This is a genomic window from Mariniflexile ostreae (assembly GCF_042427585.1).
GTDB lineage: Bacteria > Bacteroidota > Bacteroidia > Flavobacteriales > Flavobacteriaceae > Pseudalgibacter > Pseudalgibacter ostreae.
Genome location: NZ_JBHMFC010000081.1, coordinates 49,602 through 72,388 on the forward strand (window position 1 = coordinate 49,602; position 22,787 = coordinate 72,388).

Annotated in this window: 18 protein-coding genes; 11 read left to right on the forward strand and 7 right to left on the reverse strand. The window is 35.0% G+C overall.

Annotated elements, in window-relative coordinates; translation table 11 throughout:
* Position 1 precedes the first annotated feature (1 nt).
* Positions 2–2,170 carry an endonuclease MutS2 gene (locus ACFFU9_RS12575; RefSeq protein WP_379861812.1) on the reverse strand — a complete coding sequence of 723 codons (2,169 nt, stop codon included), beginning with the start codon at positions 2,168–2,170 and terminating at the stop codon, positions 2–4.
* A 218-nt stretch (positions 2,171–2,388) separates the two neighbouring features.
* Entirely contained in the window at positions 2,389–3,552 is a 1,164-nt protein-coding gene (locus ACFFU9_RS12580; RefSeq protein ID WP_379861813.1) for a hypothetical protein, read from the reverse strand.
* A gap of 163 nt (positions 3,553–3,715) precedes the next feature.
* Between ACFFU9_RS12580 and ACFFU9_RS12585 the strand changes: the two genes are divergently transcribed.
* Complete coding sequence (locus tag ACFFU9_RS12585) at positions 3,716–7,090, forward strand: proline dehydrogenase family protein (RefSeq protein WP_379861814.1); 3,375 nt, start codon at positions 3,716–3,718, stop codon at positions 7,088–7,090.
* Between the two features lie 102 nt (positions 7,091–7,192).
* Here ACFFU9_RS12585 and uvrA read toward each other — a convergent pair whose 3' ends face one another.
* Positions 7,193–9,979, reverse strand: a complete 2,787-nt coding sequence (gene uvrA / locus ACFFU9_RS12590) for an excinuclease ABC subunit UvrA (RefSeq protein WP_379861815.1) — start codon at positions 9,977–9,979, stop codon at positions 7,193–7,195.
* A gap of 228 nt (positions 9,980–10,207) precedes the next feature.
* Between uvrA and ACFFU9_RS12595 the strand changes: the two genes are divergently transcribed.
* Complete coding sequence (locus tag ACFFU9_RS12595) at positions 10,208–10,795, forward strand: RNA polymerase sigma factor (protein ID WP_379861816.1); 588 nt, start codon at positions 10,208–10,210, stop codon at positions 10,793–10,795.
* 250 nt (positions 10,796–11,045) lie between these two features.
* Here the strand turns inward: ACFFU9_RS12595 and ACFFU9_RS12600 are convergent, their stop codons facing one another.
* Positions 11,046–11,705 (reverse strand): endonuclease III domain-containing protein, encoded by a 660-nt coding sequence (locus tag ACFFU9_RS12600; RefSeq protein WP_379861817.1) that lies wholly within the window; start codon positions 11,703–11,705, stop codon positions 11,046–11,048.
* A 33-nt stretch (positions 11,706–11,738) separates the two neighbouring features.
* On the opposite strand from ACFFU9_RS12600, the gene bcp reads away from it, so the two are divergent.
* On the forward strand, positions 11,739–12,194 hold the full coding sequence (gene bcp / locus ACFFU9_RS12605; RefSeq protein WP_379861818.1) for a thioredoxin-dependent thiol peroxidase: 456 nt from the start codon (positions 11,739–11,741) through the stop codon (positions 12,192–12,194).
* Positions 12,195–12,322: 128 nt separating this feature from the next.
* Here bcp and ACFFU9_RS12610 read toward each other — a convergent pair whose 3' ends face one another.
* Positions 12,323–13,789, reverse strand: coding sequence for a TonB-dependent receptor (locus tag ACFFU9_RS12610; RefSeq protein ID WP_379861819.1), 1,467 nt, complete (start codon positions 13,787–13,789; stop codon positions 12,323–12,325).
* Positions 13,790–13,884: 95 nt separating this feature from the next.
* On the opposite strand from ACFFU9_RS12610, the gene ACFFU9_RS12615 reads away from it, so the two are divergent.
* Positions 13,885–14,646 (forward strand): MBL fold metallo-hydrolase, encoded by a 762-nt coding sequence (locus ACFFU9_RS12615; RefSeq protein WP_379861820.1) that lies wholly within the window; start codon positions 13,885–13,887, stop codon positions 14,644–14,646.
* A gap of 18 nt (positions 14,647–14,664) precedes the next feature.
* A complete protein-coding gene (locus tag ACFFU9_RS12620) occupies positions 14,665–15,165 on the forward strand; it encodes a hydrolase (RefSeq protein WP_379861821.1) in 501 nt (166 codons plus the stop codon).
* Here the strand turns inward: ACFFU9_RS12620 and ACFFU9_RS12625 are convergent.
* Positions 15,162–15,533, reverse strand: a complete 372-nt coding sequence (locus ACFFU9_RS12625; RefSeq protein ID WP_379861822.1) for a DNA topoisomerase IV — start codon at positions 15,531–15,533, stop codon at positions 15,162–15,164. The genes ACFFU9_RS12620 and ACFFU9_RS12625 overlap by 4 nt on opposite strands.
* 97 nt (positions 15,534–15,630) lie before the next feature.
* Complete coding sequence (locus tag ACFFU9_RS12630) at positions 15,631–16,005, reverse strand: helix-turn-helix domain-containing protein (protein ID WP_379861823.1); 375 nt, start codon at positions 16,003–16,005, stop codon at positions 15,631–15,633.
* 302 nt (positions 16,006–16,307) lie between these two features.
* On the opposite strand from ACFFU9_RS12630, the gene ACFFU9_RS12635 reads away from it, so the two are divergent.
* From ACFFU9_RS12635 to ACFFU9_RS12660, 6 genes are all read left to right on the forward strand, one after another.
* Positions 16,308–17,453, forward strand: a complete 1,146-nt coding sequence (locus ACFFU9_RS12635) for a M14 family zinc carboxypeptidase (RefSeq protein WP_379861824.1) — start codon at positions 16,308–16,310, stop codon at positions 17,451–17,453.
* Positions 17,454–17,524: 71 nt separating this feature from the next.
* Positions 17,525–18,004, forward strand: coding sequence for an Lrp/AsnC family transcriptional regulator (locus tag ACFFU9_RS12640; protein ID WP_379861825.1), 480 nt, complete (start codon positions 17,525–17,527; stop codon positions 18,002–18,004).
* A gap of 305 nt (positions 18,005–18,309) precedes the next feature.
* The gene (locus tag ACFFU9_RS12645) at positions 18,310–19,461 is read left to right on the forward strand and encodes an ATP-grasp domain-containing protein (protein WP_379861826.1); all 1,152 of its coding nucleotides are present in this window, start codon (positions 18,310–18,312) and stop codon (positions 19,459–19,461) included.
* Between the two features lie 121 nt (positions 19,462–19,582).
* Positions 19,583–21,070: an AMP-binding protein gene (locus ACFFU9_RS12650; protein WP_379861827.1), complete on the forward strand. Its 1,488-nt coding sequence runs from the start codon at positions 19,583–19,585 to the stop codon at positions 21,068–21,070.
* Between the two features lie 6 nt (positions 21,071–21,076).
* Positions 21,077–21,316, forward strand: coding sequence for an acyl carrier protein (locus ACFFU9_RS12655; RefSeq protein WP_379861828.1), 240 nt, complete (start codon positions 21,077–21,079; stop codon positions 21,314–21,316).
* Between the two features lie 24 nt (positions 21,317–21,340).
* Positions 21,341–22,783, forward strand: a complete 1,443-nt coding sequence (locus tag ACFFU9_RS12660) for an MBOAT family O-acyltransferase (RefSeq protein ID WP_379861829.1) — start codon at positions 21,341–21,343, stop codon at positions 22,781–22,783.
* Positions 22,784–22,787 lie beyond the last annotated feature (4 nt).

A 22,787-nucleotide genomic window follows, 5' to 3' on the forward strand; every position in this document is an offset into this window, starting at 1 on the left:
ATCATTTTTTTATGGCTTTAACCAGGTCTAGTTGTTCTAAATTTACATGAGTAGTAAAGGTGCCATAATTTACAATAGCTTTGTTTTTTTCTATTTTATCTACTGTGCCAATAGCACGGCCATCTTCTAAGCGTACACGATCTCCCAGCCTAATAATAGCTTTAGGTTTTGGATTTTCAATCGCTTTTTTCTTAGCTTCTTTTTTCTTTTCGCGTATAACCGTAACTACTTTTTCAGCTTCTTGTCTAACCGCTTTTTCCTTAGCTTTTGTTTCCTTTTTCTCCTTAGCCGAAACCTTCTTGCGTTTGGAGTTTTCTATTTGAACCAATTTAAAAAACTCGCCTAACATGTCTTTTTTGTCTTTGTTATCAAAATACCGCTCGGCCATATCATTTACTTTTTGTCCTAAATAAATTAGGCGTTGGTTGCTGTCAAAAAGCTCCTGGTATCCTTCAAGTTTCTTTTGGATTTTGGTGTTGATAAGCTCTAGTTTATCTGCTTCTTCAATTTTTTTCTTTTCATTAAGCTTTAAAGATTGTCCTGTTTTTTCAAGTTTAGACCGTTCTTTTTGAAGTTTTGCAATAGTAGCATCAAACCTCACCTTGCTACGTTCTATTTTCTTTTTGGCACGGTTGATCAAACTAAATGGAATCCCATTTTTTTGAGCTACTTCAAATGTAAAACTACTTCCTGCCTGCCCGATTACCAATTTGAAAAGCGGTTCTAAAGTACGTTCATCAAAAAGCATATTGGCATTGAGCATAAACGGCAACTCATTGGCTAAGATTTTTAAATTGGAATAATGTGTGGTTATTATGCCATAGGCTTCACGATGATAAAACTCTTCTAAAAAAGTTTCCGCTAAGGCCCCACCTAGTTCGGGGTCACTTCCAGTACCAAACTCATCAATTAAAAAAAGCGTGTTTTTATTACATTTTTTTAGAAAATAATTCATTTGCTTTAAGCGGTAACTATAAGTGCTTAAGTGATTTTCAATGGATTGATTATCACCAATATCTGTTAAAATTCGGTCAAACAAAAAGACTTTACTGCGTTCGTGCACAGGAATCAACATACCACTTTGTAACATGACCTGTAATAAGCCTACTGTTTTTAAAGTAATACTTTTTCCTCCGGCATTGGGTCCAGAAATAACAATAATCCGACTGTCTTCTTCTAATTTTATGGTTTGCGGAAATGTTTTTACCTTATTTTTAAGGTTGTTTAAATAAAGTAATGGGTGATAGGCGTCTCTTAAAAACAGTCTTTTTTCTTCAGAAATTTCAGGAAGTATTCCATTCATGGTGTTGGCATATTTCGCTTTCGCTGAAATAACATCCATATCGATTAAAAAATCTTGAGAATCTTGTAACAACTCTGAAAAAGGACGGATATAATTGGTAAGAGCCTTTAAAATCCTAACAATTTCTTCCTGCTCTTCATACTCCAGATTATTGAGTTCTCGAGTAAACTGTAAAGTTGTTTCTGGCTCAATGTATACAATACTGCCCGTTTTACTACCGCCCATGATAGATCCTTTAACTTTACGTCTATACATTGCTTTAACGGCCAACACCCGTTTGTTGTCCACGACCGATTCCCGGATATCGTCTAAGTATTCCAGATTATGATAGGTGTTTAACGCTGTGGCAAAACTTTGGTTTATCTTGCCTTTTACGCTATTAATAGACTGACGTAAGTCGAAAAGCAAATCGGATGCATGGTCTTTTATTTCTCCAAAGCGGTCTATGTTGGCATCTACCTTTTCAATAATGGCTTTGGTCACTTCTATATGCGCTGCAAAACTGTTAAGCGCTGGATAGTAATCTTTAAATTTGTTTATAAAGATTACTATTTCATTGGTTGTTATAGAAAGGGCCTCTATTTTTTTAAAGCCTTGAATATCTAGATAAGTATTTTCAATACGAAGCAGTTTAAGTTCTTTTGTAATGGCATCAAACCCATGGTTGGGGAGGCGGTTGTCATTATCAAAAGAAGACAGATATTCATTGGTTAAAAGTAGCGCGTTACGTAACTCCTCTTTATTTCTAAAAGGTGAAATTTGTAATGTTTTTTCTGTGCCTAAACTGGTAACGCAATGCGCACTAAGCTGTTTTAAAACTGTTGAAAACTCTAAATCTTGTAAGGTCTTTTCGTGAATGTGTATCATTCTTATATTTAAAAGAAACAAAGTTAAACATTCTGTTGAAACACATGATCCCTTTTAAGTGAAACCTGAGCGGGATTCTTTTAAAAAAACATTATAAAAATTACTAAGGTGTTTTATAGATCGTACCTGAGCAGATAAAACAAAAGGAAAAAGAAAACCCCACGATGTAGCTTTGAGGCATACATATCGCGAGGCTTTCCCACTAACCAACCAAAAAATTAAAGTCTCCTTCTTGAAGAAGACGGTATGTTTCCTGTATTTGAACTATTTCTTGTCGCTTGCGAAACGTTTGATGTGTTTCGCGTTCCCCTAGAAGAGGAACGAACTTGAGTGCTACTCGGCTTAGTTCTCGTACTGGTATTAATTTTAGTATATGTACGAGAATTATTCGGGTTTGGTTTTTGTGCTACCGAAGTTTTTCGTTGTATACGGGGTCTGTTCGCACGAGTATGGGGCGTATTAAGCCCTGTTGTGTTGGTATTCTCCCGTGTAATTCTTTCGTTACCAATAGGTTGCGAAACACGTCGATTTGTGTTACTAGGTGTTGAATTAATGTGTGTGTTTTTTCGATTATTATCATGATTTTTGTTTTTTAAATGGGTATTTGTGTTTTCTCGAGATATGCGACCTGCGTCTGATTTTTGCGACCCATATCTTCGGTTCGTGGTGCTTGTAAGCCTTCTATAATCGGCAGATTGGTGCCTTGTTTCAGTAGCATAACTTCTATTTCTGGATATGGTACTGCCCCGTCTATTAGCTACAGACGTTTTAGGTCTGTAATTATTATAATAAGGCCTGTTGTACACATATCTTACCGGTTTGTAATGTTGTCTGTAAGGTCTGCTGTATACCACACGGTGATGATGGGATGGAACATTATAGTAAGAATGCCAAGGTCTATAAACATAATGCCTATTATACACATTTATAAAACCTGTATAGTGTGAGAAATGATGTTGGCTGTTATAAAAAACATGTAAACCTCCAACACGGGACACATATCCATGATGGTTATAATGAATATTAACCTGTCCGGCGCGGGTTATACGCCCATAATAATCATAATAAATAGGACTGTTTTCTATTTGAATAATAGCACCATATTCATCATATTGAACATAAGCATTATAATCATAACCAGAATTAAAACTGATATTTACATGTGGAGAACCAATAGAAACATTTAAATGCGATCGATTATTTAACATGGTAAAGTCGAATTGCCCATCTGGAAACACTGAAAACTCGATACCGTTTTCAACAAAAATAAAAGCTTTGCCATAGGCTTTATTGGAAAAAGAATGTTCTGTGTTCACGGGTGCTGTATGCGCTGTAAATCCTGAAAGGACCATTGCTGTTATAAGGAATATGTATGTTTTCATAATTAAGGGTTTTTAGGGGTGAACAGTATGATATTTACAAACAACGTGCCAAAGACCAAAAGACTAATCTCAATACTGTTCATGAATTTTTTTTTAAGGCTAAAATATATTAATATCCCGCCTTTATTTTGTTAGTTTAGCAATCAGACTTATATTTGGATTTATGGCAAAACGCATCACTGAAAAACAACAACAAGACATCCTTGATCTTGCTGAAACTTTGCAGCAGCCCAGGGAAAACGCAAAACCAACCCTTTTTTCTAAACGAATAGGGCCTATAATAGAAAACCCTGAAGCCAAGACCTTTTTAATCCGCATGATGGATACGGCTTTTCGGTCTTCAAATTACATTAGGATTTCAAAGTATATGGATCGGCTTTTAAAGGCGAACAAAGCGTCATTTGTAATATTCAATAGGTTTGAAAAGGCCCTTATCAACATATATAGGTATGTAGGTAACAAAGTTCCTTTTATAAGCATTCCTTTAATGCTCGGTCAAATAAAAAGTGTTACTAAACCTATTTTATTTTTTGTTAATGATTCAAAATTCAAAACCCACGTTCTTAACAGAAAGAAAGAAGGTGTGGTGTTGAATGTAAACCTTATTGGCGAATCTTTGGTAGGGGAAGAAGAAGCCGCTGTTCGTATCGAAAACTATTGTTTATTGCTCAATCAAAAAGAGGTCGATTATATTTCCGTAAAGGCTTCTACCATTTCATCACAACTTAAACCAATGGCTTTTAACAAAACAGTAGACGACTTAGTAGAGAAGCTCTCTGTTTTATATCAAGAGGTTATCGATATTGAGAAAAGGACAGGACGAACCAAGTTTGTAAATTTGGATATGGAAGAATATCGGGATTTGGAAATTACCTTGTCTACGTTTATGAAAACACTAGATCTGCCACAGTTTAAGCATCTAAGAATGGGGATTGTGCTGCAGGCTTATTTGCCCGACTCCTATCAGGCGATGGAGCGTCTCCAGACTTGGGCTAAAAAACGTGTTCAAAACGGAGGAAGCCCTATAAAGGTAAGACTTGTTAAAGGGGCTAATCTAGAAATGGAAAAAACCGAAGCCTCTCTGGAAGATTGGCCGCTAGCAACTTATGCCACCAAGTTGGATACTGATGCCAATTTTAAGAAAATGTTGCTTGAAATGCTAACCAAAAACTCTGCACCAGCTTTAAATGTTGGGATAGCATCTCATAATATTTTTGATTTGGCCTTTGGGCTACACCTTGTAAAAGCACATCAAATTGAACGTTTTGTAGACTTCGAGATGCTAGAAGGCATGGCAAACGAAACGGTTTATGAGCTTTTAAAACAGCAAGTCCATTTATTATTATATACGCCTATAGTTAAAAAGGAGAACTATAATAATGCGATTGCCTATTTGGTGCGCCGTTTGGATGAAGGCACACAGCCTGGAAACTTTTTAAAAGAAGGTTTTGAACTAAAAAAGGGATCCGAAAAATGGAACATGCTAAAACAGCAGTTTCTCGATAGTTTAGCACGCATGGAAAGCGTAAGGGAAACCCAAAACAGACTTCAAGACAGAGCTAACGAAACGCCTGTCGCCCAGACTAAATTCTCAAATGTACCTAATACAGATTGGATCCTTTCTGCAAATAGAGCATGGATTTCTAAGATGAAGTCCAATTGGCAAAACCCTTTAAATATTCTAGGAGATACCATTCCTGTAGTTGGTGTATTACCAAAAAAAGAAAGAGAAAAAACATCCATAGAAGCTTGGAATGGTACGCATCCTTGGACATATGAGCTTGCGGATAGTGAGGATTACCAGCAAGTTATTGAGGCCACATCAGAATGGTACGGATTTTCTGTAAATGAAAGGGCAGAACTGTTAAGAGCTGCCGCTGTTGAAATAGAGAAAAACCGCGCAGACCTTATCGGTGTTGCTGTTGTAGAATTGGGTAAAACGGTTGCCGAAGTAGATGTGGAAGTTTCAGAGGCTATCGATTTTGCTAATTATTATGCCCAAACAGCTATAGATTTATATTATACTGAAGGTATAGAAAGTACCTCAAGTGGTATTAATTTAGTGTTATCGCCATGGAATTTCCCAATTGCTATACCTATAGGAGGCGTTTTAGCGTCTTTGGCTGCGGGCAAACGTGTTATTTTAAAGCCTTCTCAAAATGCAGCTGCATGTAGTTACCTCGTAGCAAAAGCATTGTGGACTGCAGGAATTCCTAAGAGTGCGTTTGCATTCTTGCCAGCCAAAGAAGATACATTAGATGCTTTTTTGATTGATGACACGATTTTTGATGCTGTTATTTTAACAGGAGGAACGGCAACCGCTAAATTTTTATTGGAAAGAACTCCAAAATTGAAATTATTTGCGGAAACAGGAGGAAAAAATGCGACTATCGTTACAGCGCTATCCGATCGAGAACAAGCTATTAAAAATGTGGTGCAGTCTGCTTTCGGAAACACTGGTCAGAAATGCTCTGCAACCTCCTTGTTAATCCTTGATGAGGAAGTGTTTAACGATAATCACTTTAAGTATTTATTGAAAGATGCTACAGAAAGCAGGCCTTATGGTAATCCGTGGGATTTCGAAACGGAAATTGGCCCATTAGCGGTTAAAATAAACGAAAAATTACAACATGTTCTCGATCATACCCCGGATAGCCAATGGCTTTTAAAACCAAAGGTAAATGGCGGGTTCTTTTTGTCCCCGGGCATTAAGTGGGGTATTACGCCAGCCGACTATGAGTATAAACATGAGCTTTTCGGCCCTATTTTATGTGTTATGAAAGCTAAAAATTTAAAACATGCGGTGAGATTGGTAAATAATTTGGATTACGGTTTAACAAGTGGTATTGAGAGCTTGGATACTCATGAAGTTGATTATTGGCTTAATAACGTGAGAGCTGGAAACTTATATGCCAATAGGTCTACCACAGGTGCTATTGTGCAAAGACAACCTTTTGGAGGAATGAAAGCCTCTTGTTTTGGTTTTGGAATGAAAGCTGGAGGCCCTAATTATGTCGCTCAATTTTTAAATAGAAGTGAAAAGGTTCTTTTTTCCAAAGTGGTGAAGAGCTCGTACCAAAATGCTTATGATAAGCATTTTTCAAAAGCCATAGATTATGCGAAACTACGAGGACAACACAATATTAATGTATATTTGAAGCCGAAGGAAATATTGGTTTGTTTAGACAGTGAAGTTCCTAAAAAAGACATTCAAAAAACACAAATGGTTGCTGAAATTTTAAAGGTTCCCATTTCTTTTTATGCGCTTGAAGCCATTCCGGCCATGCCCAGTTGTCGTGTTATAGAAAACTGGATAGAGATTGAGCAGCGCATAAACCATCACACTGTAATCCGGGCTTTAAACTATGATAGAATTGATATATCATTATTAACATTATGTCGCGAAAAGGATGTTCATGTTTATGGTGAAAAACCAAGTAATTATGGCCGATACGAATTGCTTAATTATTTAACAGAACAAAACCGCTCCATTAATTACCACCGCTATGGAAATTTAATGGGTGTGGAGCCCGTATAGTTTTTTAGCTGCTCTTTATTTTGTTATCACCTATATCGGTAAATTTACACTGGTTTTCACCAAGTAATTTACCGATTTTTGATTGATAATGAGGAAGACGCTTTATAGCTTATCCTTTAAATATTTTCCGGTTTCTGAGGCGCTTACTTTAACAATAGCTTCTGGTGTGCCAGAGGCAACCAAATATCCTCCATTTTCTCCACCTTCTGGACCAAGATCCAGAATGAAATCGGCACATTTAATCAGTTCTAAATTGTGTTCTACTACAATGATAGAATGTCCTTTTGCTATAAGGGCATTAAAGGATTTTAATAATTTCTGAATATCATGAAAATGCAGACCTGTTGTGGGTTCGTCGAAAATAAAAAGGGCTTTTTCTTTAGTGTTTCCTTTGCCTAAAAAAGTTGCTAACTTAATCCGTTGGGCCTCGCCTCCCGAAAGGGTAGAAGAGCTTTGTCCTAAAGTTACATAGCCAAGACCAACATCCTTTAAGGGTTGTAGTTTGTCTTTTATTTTAGTTTGGTTGTGTGTGTCGAAAAAAGCAACAGCATCATCAATGGTCATGTTTAATATATCATCGATATTTTTAGTCTCAAAAACCACCTCAAGAACTTCTTTTTTAAAACGTTTGCCTTTACAGGTTTCGCACTCTAAATGTACGTCTGCCATAAATTGCATTTCAATGGTTACTTCACCTTCCCCTTTGCAAGTCTCACAGCGTCCGCCATCTACATTAAAAGAAAAGTGTTTGGGCTGGTAGTTTCTTATATGGCTCAGTTTTTGTTTGGCAAACAGCGCCCGTATGTCGTCGTAAGCTTTTATGTAGGTTACAGGATTGGAACGGGAAGAGCGTCCAATTGGGTTTTGATCTACAAATTCAATCTGTTTGATGTTACTAAAATCGCCTTCTAATTTAGTAAACTGGCCCGGTTTGTCACTAAAATCAGTTAATTTTTTTTGTAGAGCTGGGTATAATATTTTTTTCACTAAGGTACTTTTTCCACTACCTGAAACACCTGTTATCACAGTTAGTACACCAAGCGGGAAATGCACATCGATATTTTTTAAATTATTTTCCCTAGCACCAATAATAGCTACATGGTATTTTGATGTTCTACGGGTTTTAGGAACTTCAATTTTTAGCGTTTCATTTAAATATTTTGCGGTTAAGGAGTTTGAAGCCAAGATATCGGCATAAGTGCCGTGAGCTACTACATGACCACCAAATGTTCCCGCTTCTGGACCAATATCAATAATACTATCGGCAGCTTTCATAATGTCTTCATCATGCTCAACCGCAATAACTGTATTTCCTAAATCGCGCAAGGCTTTTAAAACCACTATCAGTCGCTCGGTATCTTTAGGGTGTAAACCGATACTGGGTTCATCTAAAATATACATAGAACCCACCAAACTGCTCCCTAAAGATGTAGCGAGGTTGATGCGCTGGCTTTCTCCTCCAGATAAGCTGTTCGATTTTCGATTTAAAGTGAGATAATCTAAGCCAACATTGGCTAAAAACAAGAGTCGATTGTTTATTTCTTTTAATAATCGATCGGCAATTTTTGTATCGTACTCATTCAGCTCCAAGCGCTTAAAAAAGAGCGCTAATTTATTTAAGGGCATTTCAACCAAATCGGTTATGGTTACATTCGCAATTTTAACATAGTTAGCTTCAACACGAAGTCGTTTTCCGTTACAGGTTTTACATTTTGTTTTCCCTCTATAACGAGAGAGCATAACTCTGTTTTGGATTTTATAAGCTTTGGATTCTAGTTCTGAAAAAAACGAATTTAAGCCTTCAAAGTGCGCATTACCCGTCCAGATAAGCTGTTTTTGTACATCTGTTAGTTGAAAAAAGGGTTTATGAACGGGAAAATCAAATTTATGGGCATTATTTACCAATTGATCACGATACCAGCTCATACTTTCGCCACGCCATGGAAAAATTGCATTTTCATATACAGAAAGCGCTGTGTTTGGGAAAACCAAATCATCATCTATACCTACAATATCGCCGTAACCCTCACAAGCAGGACAGGCCCCGTAAGGATTATTAAAGCTAAACAAATGCACATTGGGCTCTAAAAAGGTTAACCCATCCGCTTCAAATTTATTGCTAAACTGGCGGATATGGCCTTCTTTTAGGGGCTCGACAAGGCATTCCCCTTTGCCTTCAAAAAAAGCAATTTGAACGGCATCGGCCAAACGGTTATGAAAATCTTCTTCGTCTTTCATAATAATTCGGTCCACTACCAAAAACACAGGGCTTTTGGAATGTTCAACATTATCCAAGTCATCAATTCTCTTTACGGTATCGTTTATTTTTACTCTAGCATAACCTTGTTTTTGAAGGGCTTGCAATTTGTCTTGAAGTTGGCGTCCTTCTTCTAAATAAATAGGAGCGAGTAAGAGTAATTTTTCTCCTGTAGGAAATGTTTTTAAATAATTAATAACATCAGAAACCGTATCTTTTTTTACTTCAACGCCAGAAACAGGGGAGTATGTTTTACCGATTCTGGCAAATAATAATTTAAGATAATCGTATATTTCTGTAGTGGTGCCCACGGTAGAGCGTGGATTTGTGGAGTTTACTTTTTGCTCAATAGCAATTGCCGGTGCAATTCCTTTGATATAATCCACTTTGGGCTTATTCAATCTGCCTAAAAATTGACGTGCATAACTGGAAAGGCTTTCTACATAACGCCTTTGCCCTTCAGCATATAGGGTATCAAAAGCTAAACTTGACTTTCCTGAACCCGATAAACCTGTGATAACAACCAATTTATTTCTTGGTATTACCACATCTATATTTTTTAAATTGTGCAATTTCGCACCTTTAATGATGATATTTTGCTTCGGATTTACTTCTGAAATATTAGTGCTCATGGGGTTTATAAGAAAAATTATTGCAAAGGTAGCATAAGTATTTTAACTGTTATAAAATTAAGGCTTTCAACTTAGTTTTTTAAAAAGTTGAAAAATATGTTGTGAATTAGAAACGATTCTTGTTATATTTGATTTCACTAAAACAAATTCAGCCTATAGTAAAACATTACTTTTCAAACTATTAACACCAAGCAAAGGCACTATTTCTTTGCGCTAAAAGTAATGACTATGCAAGAAAACGAACTTATTTCAGACGCAGCTCTAGTAAGCTCATATATTAAAGGAAACGAAAGCGCTTTGGAGGCTCTCATTGTAAGGCACAAACAAAAAATCTATAATTTTATTTATTCTAAAGTATATGATCGTGATGTTACGGAAGACATTTTCCAAGATACCTTTATAAAGGTTATTAGAACATTAAAACGAGGCGCTTATAATGAAGAAGGCAAGTTTCTACCATGGGTGATGCGTATTGCGCATAATTTGGTAATTGATTTCTTTAGAAAAAATAACCGCATGCCCAAATTTGATAACTCTGGTGAATTTAATATTTTTTCTGTACTCGGCGACCCAGCATTAAATGCAGAAAAAAGAATGATTAAAGAGCAAGTTGATTACGATGTTAGGCGCTTAGTGGACGAACTTCCCTTAGACCAAAAAGAAGTTTTATTGATGCGTATTTACGAGGATATGAGTTTTAGGGAAATATCAGACAAAACAGGGGTTAGCATTAATACCGCCCTGGGCCGTATGCGCTATGCCTTAATTAATTTAAGAAAGATTATAGAAAAACATAATATCGTTTTAACCCATTGATGCTATTTTTTTAGTGTTTTTTGCAATAAAGGTAATTTTGCTGCGTTATTGAGACTATAAATCTTAAATACAGTAACATGGCAAAAATTTACTCTGAGAATTCTTTAAAAAAAATGACAGCATTAGAGCCTAAGGATGAAACCGTTCAATTTCTTCTAAATTACTCTAAGGCTCTAAGTGTTATAGACTGTAGTACATTTAAGTTTGAAACACTTTTAAATTAGTTTTAAAAAATCCTGATGCGCTTGTATCAGGATTTTTTTGCTTTATAATAGGCATTCAAAACCGATTTTCTGCCAATGGTCTTGGTAATGATGTCTTTTTCTAAATCCCACCCTCGGGCAGGCGAGTATTGTCTGCCATACCAAATAATTTGTAAATGCAATTCATTCCAAAGTTCTTTTGGAAACAAGCGTTTAGCGTCTTTCTCTGTTTGCACCACATTTTTACCATTGCTTAAGTTCCATCGGTACATCAACCTATGAATGTGGGTGTCTACAGGGAAAGCTGGCACACCAAAAGCTTGAGACATTACCACGCTTGCCGTTTTGTGGCCAACAGCGGGTAATTCCTCTAAAGCTTCAAAACTTTGGGGCACCTTGCCATCATGTTTATCAATTAAAATATGCGACAATCCGTGGATGCCCTTACTTTTCATTGGCGACAAGCCAACAGGTCTAATAATGTCGCGTATGTCTTCAACAGAAAGCTTTATCATATCATAGGGATTGTCTGCAACTTCAAACAACAAAGGCGTTATTTGATTTACACGAACATCTGTAGATTGAGCAGAGAGGAGTACCGCTATTAAAAGCGTATAGGGATCTTTATGGTCTAGAGGAATTGGAATTTCTGGGTAAATCTTATATAAGGTATTAATTATAAAGTTTACACTTTCTTTTTTGGTCATGGTATTGTATTTTAGCAGACAAAGTTATAAAATATGAACACATTAAAGGTAGGCGATCAAGCGCCAAATTTTGAAGCTCTTGATGAGGAAGGTCGTACTATTAAATTATCTGATTATAAAGGGAAAAAGCTTATCGTTTTTTTCTATCCAAAAGCCAGTACACCTACCTGCACCGTAGAGTCTTGTAATTTAAACGACAACTACGAGCTATTGGAAGAAAAGGGCTATGCTATTTTGGGCGTTAGTGCAGATTCTCAAAAAAGACAATCTAATTTTAAAAACAAATACGGATTTCAATATCCATTATTGGCAGATGTTGAGAAAGAAGTTATTAGTGCCTTTGGAGTTTGGGGGCCTAAAAAATTTATGGGACGTACATTTGATGGGATTCATCGCACCACTTTCGTTATTAATGAGAAAGGTGTTATAGAAAAAGTTATCGATAAAGTAAAAGCTAAAAATCATACCGAACAGATTTTAGAAGACTAAAAAACTTGTCTTAATAGAGAGGGTGTCTGCTTTGATATTTTACAGCCGGTATAAATTTTATAATTTAAAATAAAATTTATACCGGCTGTGCTTTAAATTATACTTTAGAAATCTGCTTTAAATAGATTTTAAGAATCTTTTCTTTTTCTTAAAAGCAAGGGTTTTCTGGAGTAGCCAAAAAGGCGATAATCTTTAATTAAATGTGCCGTGCTTTCTGGCACCATATCTTCCCAACCTTTTTTACCGTTGGAAATCATATCCAAGATCTCTCTGGAAAACACATTCATTATCTTTTCGTCGTAATCTTTAATGTCAATTACTTTTCCATTATATTTAAAGAATTTGTACAGTTCTTTCATGCGTGGGTGCACCTTCAGGTTTTCGCTCGTAATCAATTCTCCAGTATCTAAATCTTTCATAGGGTAGAGATAGACCTTTAAATCTTTAAAGAACAGTTTGCCAAACGCCTCAAGAATACCACCGCTTAAATGACGGTAATATTTCTCGTCGAAAACATCCACCAAATTGCTAACTCCCATGGCTAAGCCTATTCTGGATTTTGTATAATTGGAAAAATACTCCACTACTTTATAATATTCTTGAAAGTTAGATATCATTACAGATTGCCCAAGCGAACATAACAAGTCTGCACGATCCATAAAATCCTGTTCATCAATTTTTCCTTCAGCCCTTAAGTTTGAAAGCGTAATTTCAAAAACGACCACCGTTTTATCTTTATCTACTTTATTTTCTTTGGTAAACATCTCATATGATTTCTCATACATAGCCATGTTAACCCTAGTTACAGGTCTAAAACTTCCTCTAAGAGCCAGTATGTTTTTCTTATAAAATACTTTTGCGGGCAGTACATTTTTACCGTCTGGACCAAACATAACAGCATCGGTCATGCCATTTTTCACCAACTGTAAACTCATCAATCTATTGTCTACATTTTTAAAAACGGGGCCTGAAAAGTTTATGGTATCAATTTCCAATTGATCTTTATCCAAATGATCATATAAATGACGTAGTAATCTTTTGGGCTCATTATACTTATAAAATGCACCATAAATCAAATTAATCCCTAACACCCCCAAAGTTTCCTGTTGTAAACGGGCATCCGTTTCTTTAAAGCGCACATGTAGGATAATTTCGTTATAATCTTGATGCGGATCTACTTGGTATTTAAGACCTACCCAGCCGTGCCCCTTAAATTGTTTGGCAAAATCGATAGTAGCCACAGTATTGGCATACGCGAAAAACAACTTATTGGGATTTTTTTCACGAGTAAGCCGAGTTTCCATATGCTCCATTTCTTGGGTGAGCATTTTTCTTAACCGGGCTTCTGTTACATACCTACCATCTTCCTCTACGCCATAAATAGCATCGCTAAAGTTTTTATCGTAAGCAGACATCGCTTTGGCAATAGTGCCAGAGGCCCCACCAGCTCTAAAAAAATGACGGCAGGTTTCTTGCCCTGCGCCAATTTCTGCAAATGTTCCATAAATATTCTCGTTAAGGTTTATGCGAAGCGCCTTAGACTTTAAAGAGGGTATGTCGTCAAATTCTTTGTCACCTTTTATGGTAATCTCCATGTATTATAAGTTGTTTTCGTATCATGTAAAGGTATCAAATAAGCAAATGAAAGAAAAATTAATCTTATTTTTGTTTCCTTAATAGCATTAGCATTTTGAAAATCACATTTTTAGGCACCGGTACTTCCCAGGGTGTTCCTGTTATAGGAAGCACGCACCCTGTATGTTTAAGCACAGACTTTAAAGATAAGCGGCTTCGGGTTTCTGTTCTTATTGAATGGGATTCTTATGTGTATGTTATTGATTGCGGACCCGATTTTAGGCAACAGATGCTTAGAGCGTCTTGTTCTAAAATAGATGGTATTTTATTTACTCACGAACATTCCGATCATGTTGCAGGTCTAGATGATGTTCGTCCGTTTTACTTTCGTCAAGGCGATATCGATATTTATGCACACGAACGGGTTTTAAAATCATTGGCCGTGCGTTTCGATTATATTTTTAATACCGGTTATAAATACCCTGGTGTTCCTACGCTTACAACGCATGTTGTAGAAAACACTCCTTTTAAATTACACAATTTAGAGGTTGTACCCATACATGGCATGCATCACAAATTACAGGTTTTTGGATATCGGTTTGGTGATTTTGCATACTTGACGGATATGAAAACGGTTGAAGACCATGAAATAGAGAAAATAAAAAACATAAAAGTACTAGTGGTTAATGCTTTAAGAGAAGAACCGCATTTATCGCATTTCAATTTAAAAGAAGCATTGGACTTTATAGAAAAGGTGAATCCAGAAACCGCTTATATTACACACATTAGCCATTTGATGGGATTTCATGAACAGGTGCAAAAAAAATTACCCAAACATGTGTTTTTGGCTTATGATACTTTAGAAATTACGATTTAAAATTTTAAAACAATAGTTATGAAACAAAAAATTTTTATGTATTTATTTATTTTCACAGCCCTTATTGTGCTGTTTCAATATGTAAGTTCAAAACGTATCATGATATTAAAGGGGCATAAAATAGAAAGCCTTGAAAAGCGTGTTGAAAATTATAAAGATTCTATTATTTCATTACAGGACCAAACTTATAGCCTGTCACATTTCAACCTAGATAGAAATGAAGATGCTATTGGCTATTTTGAAAAAGAGGGGTATGATGTGGATAGCCTCATTCCTTTTATTAAAGATGAAATTTATAAATTAAATGAAGTAAAGGGGCAGCACCCTTTAGTACCGTATGCTTCAAGTTCAGGCAGAAAACTAATGGTAAACACTATCAAGCTGTTAAACCACAAATGGATTATTGCCGATTTCTCAGACGGTGAGTTTTGGGGTGAATTGTTTATAACCTACCAAGTGACCTCAAAGAAGGAAGTTGAATTTCAAGTAGTAGAATCTTTTCTGTATCCTTTAAATTAATCGGCTTTATAAGCTATCCCTTTTTGTTTTATAACTTCTCCAACATACGAATACTCAAAGGTGTATGATGAGTCTGTGGTGGTAAGTATTTTTAAATGAATGTCCTTCTTATCGTTCATGCTCTTCGGGTTGATTGTTTTAAAAACAACTTCACAATCGTTGATCCATCGTAGTTTAGAAGAATCTATTTTTTTATTGTACACTTCCACCTGTAAGGTATCTGTTCTTTTAAAAGTAGAACGGTACACAACGTTATCGATTGTAATTTCACTGTAAAAACTTCCCGTTTTATAATCAACACAATGCCGTTCTGATTGATAACAATTAAAAAGCCCGAACAGACTTAAAGCTACAATACCTTTTTTCATGAAAAAATCTTTTGCCAAAGTTAAGGAAAGCAGTTTGTTTATACCAATTAAAATCGCTCGGTTGCTAGATTAAATGCCCTGTTAATATTGAAGGTTTTTAATTTTGAAAGCTTTTAAAGCTACCGTCTGTATAAAAGATAACAATACGCTCAATGGCTTTTTCTTTAGAAGAGACTTTAACGTCTTCATTCCGTTTTGGCTCTGTATTTTGAAAAAGCGAGGGTGCAGGTGCTTGTGTTTTAGGAGTAGATGGAAATGTACCTTTACCATTTAGCAACCAATAGAGTTCTACTTCAGGATATGTGTAGATAATTTTCATAACAAAATCTAAACTCGGTTTATTTCTACCCGAGATGATATGGGAGATGCTAGAACGCTGCACGCCAATTTTTTCTGCGAAGGCCGCTGCAGATTCTCCATAATAATCTATTATAGTTTCAAGTCTTTTAGAGAAATCCTCGCTGTTTACCATTGTAAATTTTAAATTAACTTTTCAAGTGTTACAAATGTAACTATAATATAGTTCATAATGAAATAAATGTGATTTAAAATAAAAATCAGTTAAACAAAAACTTAATTTAAGGCACTTTAAACAACTAGTAAAGAGTATTTTAGGTGTGAATTAATCATAAAACAAATTTTCTGTATACATTTCTAAAATACAAGTGTTTTAAAAACTGTTTTTGTTGTAGAAGTGTAAACAATCATCTCTTAAAACCTTGTTTACAAATGTAAATTAGTAAATGTTTACATTTGTACAATAAATATTTTTCAATGAAACCACTGTCTATTTATACGCTATTTGAAACGCATAAAGAATTAAGCCTTTCTCATCGTTATATCACTAACACACATATTAAACCACTTTTAAACACACTAGGTCCCGACTTTACAGTAGAGACTATTGGCGCATCTGTTATGGGCGACTCTATATATGCTGTTAAGATTGGTAATGGGAAAAAACGAATTTTAATGTGGTCGCAAATGCATGGCAACGAGTCGACCACGACCAAAGCTATTTTCGATATCTTTAACACACTTGCTTTCGGCGGTGCAGATGTGCGTCAGATTATAGAGGACTGTACCCTTTACATTATTCCTATATTAAATCCGGATGGTGCAAAAGCCTATACCCGTATCAATGCCAATGCAATCGATTTAAATAGAGATGCTCAATTGCGCACTCAACCAGAAAGCCAAGTGCTGCGTGCCGTTTTCGAGTCGTTTAAACCCCATTTCTGCTATAATTTACATGGCCAGCGTACGATATTTAGTGTTGGACGCACGAATAAACCCGCTACCGTATCGTTTTTGTCCCCCGCACAGGATAGCGCCTGTACAGTAACTCCAAATAGAAAAATAGCCATGGAGGTTATAGGCGTTATGGATCAGACGCTCCAAGAATTGATACCAAACCAAGTTGGGGTGTATGATGATGCTTTTAATTTAAACTGTGTTGGGGATACGTTCCAAAGTGAAAACGTACCCACCATGTTATTTGAGGCGGGCCACTTTCCAGACGATTATGCACGTGATAAAACCCGTGGGTATATTTACACAGCCATGATAGCTTCTTTGCTCTATATTGCTAAAAACGATGTTCTGGGCGATCATTATAAGGCTTATTTTAATATTCCTGAGAATGGAACCTGTTTTTACGATATCATCATTAGGAATGCCAAAATAGAAAATATAAATCAAGATATCGGAATCCTCTATAAAGAGGTGTTGGTAGATAATAAGGTGCATTTTTCTCCTGTTATTATGAAAATAGAAGATTTAAAAGGCTCTTTCGGACATAAAGAAATTGACGCAGCAGGCCGTGAGGTGCGCACTGAAGGCTTAAAAGGCCTGTGTGTGGATAGTGTTTGTTCATCTGTTTTAATTGAAAACAACATAGTGTCTTTAGAATTAGAATAAAATGTTGAAAGCATATATGTTTATTGATGATAATGTATTATTTTTGAGCTTTATTTAAATTTTCAATAAAGATGGGTAAAATTAAGTTAGACGAAATCGATCATCAGATTCTTGACATGTTGATTGACAATACAAGGATTCCATTTACAGATATTGCAAAAAAATTGTTAATATCTGCAGGAACTGTACACGTTCGTGTTAAAAAAATGGAAGAGTCGGGCATTATTAAAGGGTCTTCGTTAACATTAGATTACAAAAAACTAGGGTATTCCTTTATTGCCTATGTGGGCGTGTTTTTAAATAACACCTCTCAAACGAAGTTTGTTTTAGAACGTATCAGTGAGATACCTTTTGTTACTGTGGCTCATATTACCACTGGAAAATTTAATATTTTCTGTAAAATACGAGGTAAAAGTACCGAACATGCTAAAGAAGTTATTTTTATGCTCGATGATATTGAAGGGGTGTATAGAACCGAAACCATGATTTCTCTCGAAGAAAGTATTAATGATAAAAAACGTTTAATGCATTCTATATTTAATGATATGTAAGCCTTTTAAATAGGTAGTTTTTAATAAAATAAAAAACCAGACACATTTATTTGTGCTGGTTTTTTTTAAAAAAAAGATTAAGGTTTTACTTTCGAATAGATGCTTTTAACTTTAATTATATTTACCTCTAAAATATAATGTGATGTATGGCGTTAGGTCTCTAAAGCCATTATGATATGTGTTTTTTTGGCTTATGCTATTATTAAGCTTATTTTGGTTGATAAATGATTAAAATGAAAATATGTTTTTTAAATATTAAAAGTTTTGATTTATAAGATGTATCCCAAAAATGAATTTTCATTAACATGAAAGAAAAATATTCTGTTTTAATACCTGACGGGAATAGTAAGTTGCTGACCGTTGTTATTAATTGCTTATCAGAACATAAGGGTTATGATATTTATATAATTTCAGATGAAAAACGTAAAGAAATCATTTATCCTAAAAACCTAAAACAGATATTTGTATATCCAAATCTTAATCATAACACTAAGAATGAATGGCTTGCCTACGTGGATAGCTTGGTGGAAAAGTACAATATAGATGTTGTTATGCCTATTGATGTTACGGCAATTAGATGTTTATCAAAATATAAAACAGCCATAAATAAAACAAAGGCTCTAGGGCTTTTGCCTCCTTTTGATAATTTTGATACGGCGAACCATAAAGATGAATTGTCCAAACATTTAATTTTAAATCAATTACCTGCTCCTAAAACCCTATTATACTCCAAAGGGGAAGTCTGTACGAACCCTCCTTTAAAATTCCCTATTATCATGAAGTTGTGTAAAGATTATGAAGGCGGTGGGGAAGGCCTTCATTTTTTTAAAGACCAAGTACAATTAGAACAGTTTTTTTTTAAAACCGAACTCGATTGCTCTTATCTTTTACAAAGCTATATTTCTGGGTATGATATCGATTGTAGCGTGTTATGTGAAAATGGAAAAATATTGGCTTTTACCATTCAAAAAGGGTTTATGAAAGGAGAAAGTGATTTTACGCCACAGCTAGGGGTGGCTTTTTTGTATGAAAAGGCCTTGTATGAAGTTGTAGAACGCTTAATGACGTCTCTTAATTGGTCTGGTGTAGCACATATAGATATGCGGTATGATGAAAATGAAAAGGATTTTAAAATTATAGAAATCAATCCTCGGTTTTGGGGTTCTCTCGATGCTTCGATAATTGCAGGTGTCAATTTTACCCATTTTTATTGTTTGGCCAGTATGGGAATTACTTTTGACGTACCTCAATATAAAAATATACGATTTTTAAAACTATTGGGACTGGTTAAAACCATTAAAAAAAACAAACTGTTTTTATTTAATTTTCGGTTCTTGTTAAAAAACACCCCTTTAAAATTTTATAAAAAAAATCCATGGCCTCTCCTTTATATTGTATATTACAAATTAAGGGCTGGTGTTACAAAAAGAATTTCAAAAACTAATAAAACTTCTTAATCTTAAAAAAACGCTTATTCTTTTCTTTATATAGGAATAAAACACTCTAAATTCTTTTCTTTTTCCAAAAATAAGGATGTTATTGTATATTTACCTGTTTTAATATTTAAAGTGCCGATTTATGCAACTTATAGATGATTTAAAAGATGCTTTTGAAAAGCATGAAGAAAACAATGCTTTTTTCATAAATGACACATATTATACTTATAGGGATTTAGCGCAAGGTGTTTCTAATATAAGGCAGGCCATAAAACCACTTCTAAGTGAGAAAGGGGCTAATATAGGTTTGGTTGTTCATGATAATATCGAAACCTATGCTTCTATTATTGCCTTATGGCTGGAAGGAAAAACCTACGTGCCTTTGCACCCAGATTTTCCAGAAAACCGTAACCAAGCTATCATTGATCAAGCACATATAAATGCTGTGCTAGACGCTTCAAATCAAAACACATTTCAAAACACTTTTACTATACAAACGTGTGCGCTTCCTACATCTAAAATCAATTTAAATCCAAGTACGCTTAATCGAAGTGAAAACGCCTATATTCTATTTACCTCTGGCACTACAGGGGTTCCTAAAGGTGTTCCTATTAGTTTTAGAAACCTATCCAATTTCTTAAAAGCGTTTAATGCGCTTTGTCAAGTGAATAAAAAAGACCGATGTCTTCAAATGTTCGAATTGACATTTGATATGTCTGTGGTCTCTTTCTTGGTACCTCTTCTGGCCGGTGCTTGTGTATATACCATTCCTAAAAATAAAATAAAATATAGTTTTATTTTTGAATTAATGGAAGATTACAAACTCACTATTGCTATAATGGTACCTTCTATTATAAATTATTTACGACCTTATTTTGATGAAATCCATTGTCCGGACATGCGATTTAATCTTTTTGCCGGAGAGGCTTTATATTTAGATGTTTTAGAAGAGTGGAGTAGGTGTTTACCTCATGCCAAAATAGTAAATGCTTATGGCCCCACAGAAACAACCATTATTTGTACCAGCTATGATTTTAATCGGGAACTGGAGAATAAAACCCATAACGGTATCATGTGCATAGGTAAGGATATGGAAGGAACACTCAGTATTGTTGTTGGAGAGCAGGATCAGGAACTTGAAGAAGGGGCAACCGGCGAACTATGTATTAGTGGCAAACAGGTTACGCCAGGCTACTGGGAGGATCCCGAGAAAAATAAAACGTCTTTTTTTTACAAAGACCATAATGGTGAAAATTTAAGATTTTATAGAACCGGAGATGCTTGCTTTAAAGATGCTAATGGTGATTTTATGTATGTGGGAAGAGTAGATTTTCAGGCCAAGATTCAAGGTTTTAGGGTCGAACTAGCAGAAATCGAGTTTCATTCCAAAGCTTTTTTAGAAAAGATAAATGTAGTAGCAATCGCCCTTACAAATCAATTAAATAACACAGAAATTGGAATGGCAATTGAATCTGAAACAATCCCCACAGCAGCATTGATGAGTTATTTGAAAACAAAACTGCCACATTATATGATACCTACACAGGTTATCTTTACAAAACAATTTCCATTAAATTCAAATGGAAAAATAGATAGAAACACATTACGTACATTATTTATAAATAATTAAAACCATATGGAAAAGGACGCTATAATATTAAAATTGGAAAGTATTCTTGCAAACACATTACATCATAATAATTTTGAAATTACAGATGATTTAACAGCAAAAGATGTAGATGGTTGGGATTCCTTATCGCACATGATTATTATATCGGAAATCGAAAAAGATTTTGGTATCACATTTAAATTAAGGGATTTAAATAAACTCAATAATGTAGGCGCTTTAATAGATGTGATTCAAGCGAAGCTTTAAACCAATTATAACACGTATCGGTTTATGATTTTCAATTCTTATGATTTTGTTGTCTTTTTTGTAATAGTATTTGTACTATACTGGTTTGTGTTCCATAAAACCAAAAAAAGTCAAAACATTCTATTGCTACTATCCAGTTTACTTTTTTATGGGTGGGCCGATTGGCGCTTTTTAGGTATCTTGGTTTTTAATATTCTGTTTAATTATTTTTTAGCCAAAAAAATACACAACGCTGATAAGGAAAAACGAAAGCAAAGTATATTATGGATTGGTATTGTTGTTAATATTGGAATTTTAGGTTATTATAAATACTTCGATTTTTTCTACGAAAACCTCTTGCATATTTTTGGGTCTGGTTCTAGTTTTACAGCTTTAAACTTGCTTATTCCCTTGGGCATTAGTTTTTTTACCTTTCAATCTTTAGGGTATATTATCGACGTTTTTTACGAAGAAATAGAACCTTATAACGATTTATTATTGTTTTCCACCTACATGGCATTTTTCCCGAAACTGCTATCCGGTCCCATAGAAAAAGCCCAATTATTTATCCCTCAGATTACTGCTAAAAGACAGTTCGATTACTCCTTGATTGCAGATGGATTGCGCCAAATATTATGGGGGCTATTTGCTAAAATTGTGATAGCAGAAAATTGCGCGGTTATTGTAAACCCTATTTTTGAAAATTATGAAAATGAAGCAGGAAGCACTTTGTTATTAGGTAGTTTCTTTTATATGATTCAATTATATGCCGATTTCTCGGGATATTCCAATATGGCCATTGGTGTTTCTAAGCTTTTGGGCATCAGGTTATCGAAAAACTTTGCAACGCCTTTCTTTTCACTAAATATAAGTGAATTTTGGAGGGGTTGGCATATGACTTTGACCAATTGGATGATGGACTATATTTTTACTCCCTTATCCTTTATACTTCGGTCCTATAAGAAAATAGGATTAATTATCGCTGTGGTTGTTACCTTTTTAATTGTGGGTTTATGGCATGGAGCAAACTGGACCTATATTGTTTTCGGGTTGGTTCATGGCTTATATTTTATACCTGTTATTTTTATGGGCACTGCGGTAAAAACAGCTTCTAATGTGGTGGCTAAAAATAGTTTTTTTCCATCGCTGTCCGAGATCTTAAAAATGCTTGTACTGTTGCTTCAGGTTATGCTGGCATCAGTTTTTTTTAGAGCGGAAAGTGTTTATAAAGCGATAGCGTATTTAGGCGGTATTTTTAATGGCTCTTTAGTACAGTTGCCCTATACTATAATAAATGGCAGAAATGCTTTAATCGTTATGCTTATTTGCTTTTTTATGTTAATAGAATGGATCAACAGGGCCCGGTCGCATGATTTAGATATAGCTCAAAAGCCACTATTCATAAGGTGGTTTCTCTATATTTTTATCTTCATCCTTTTATTGTTTGCAGGTAGAGCAGCAGAAACTTTTATTTATTTTCAATTTTAAAACG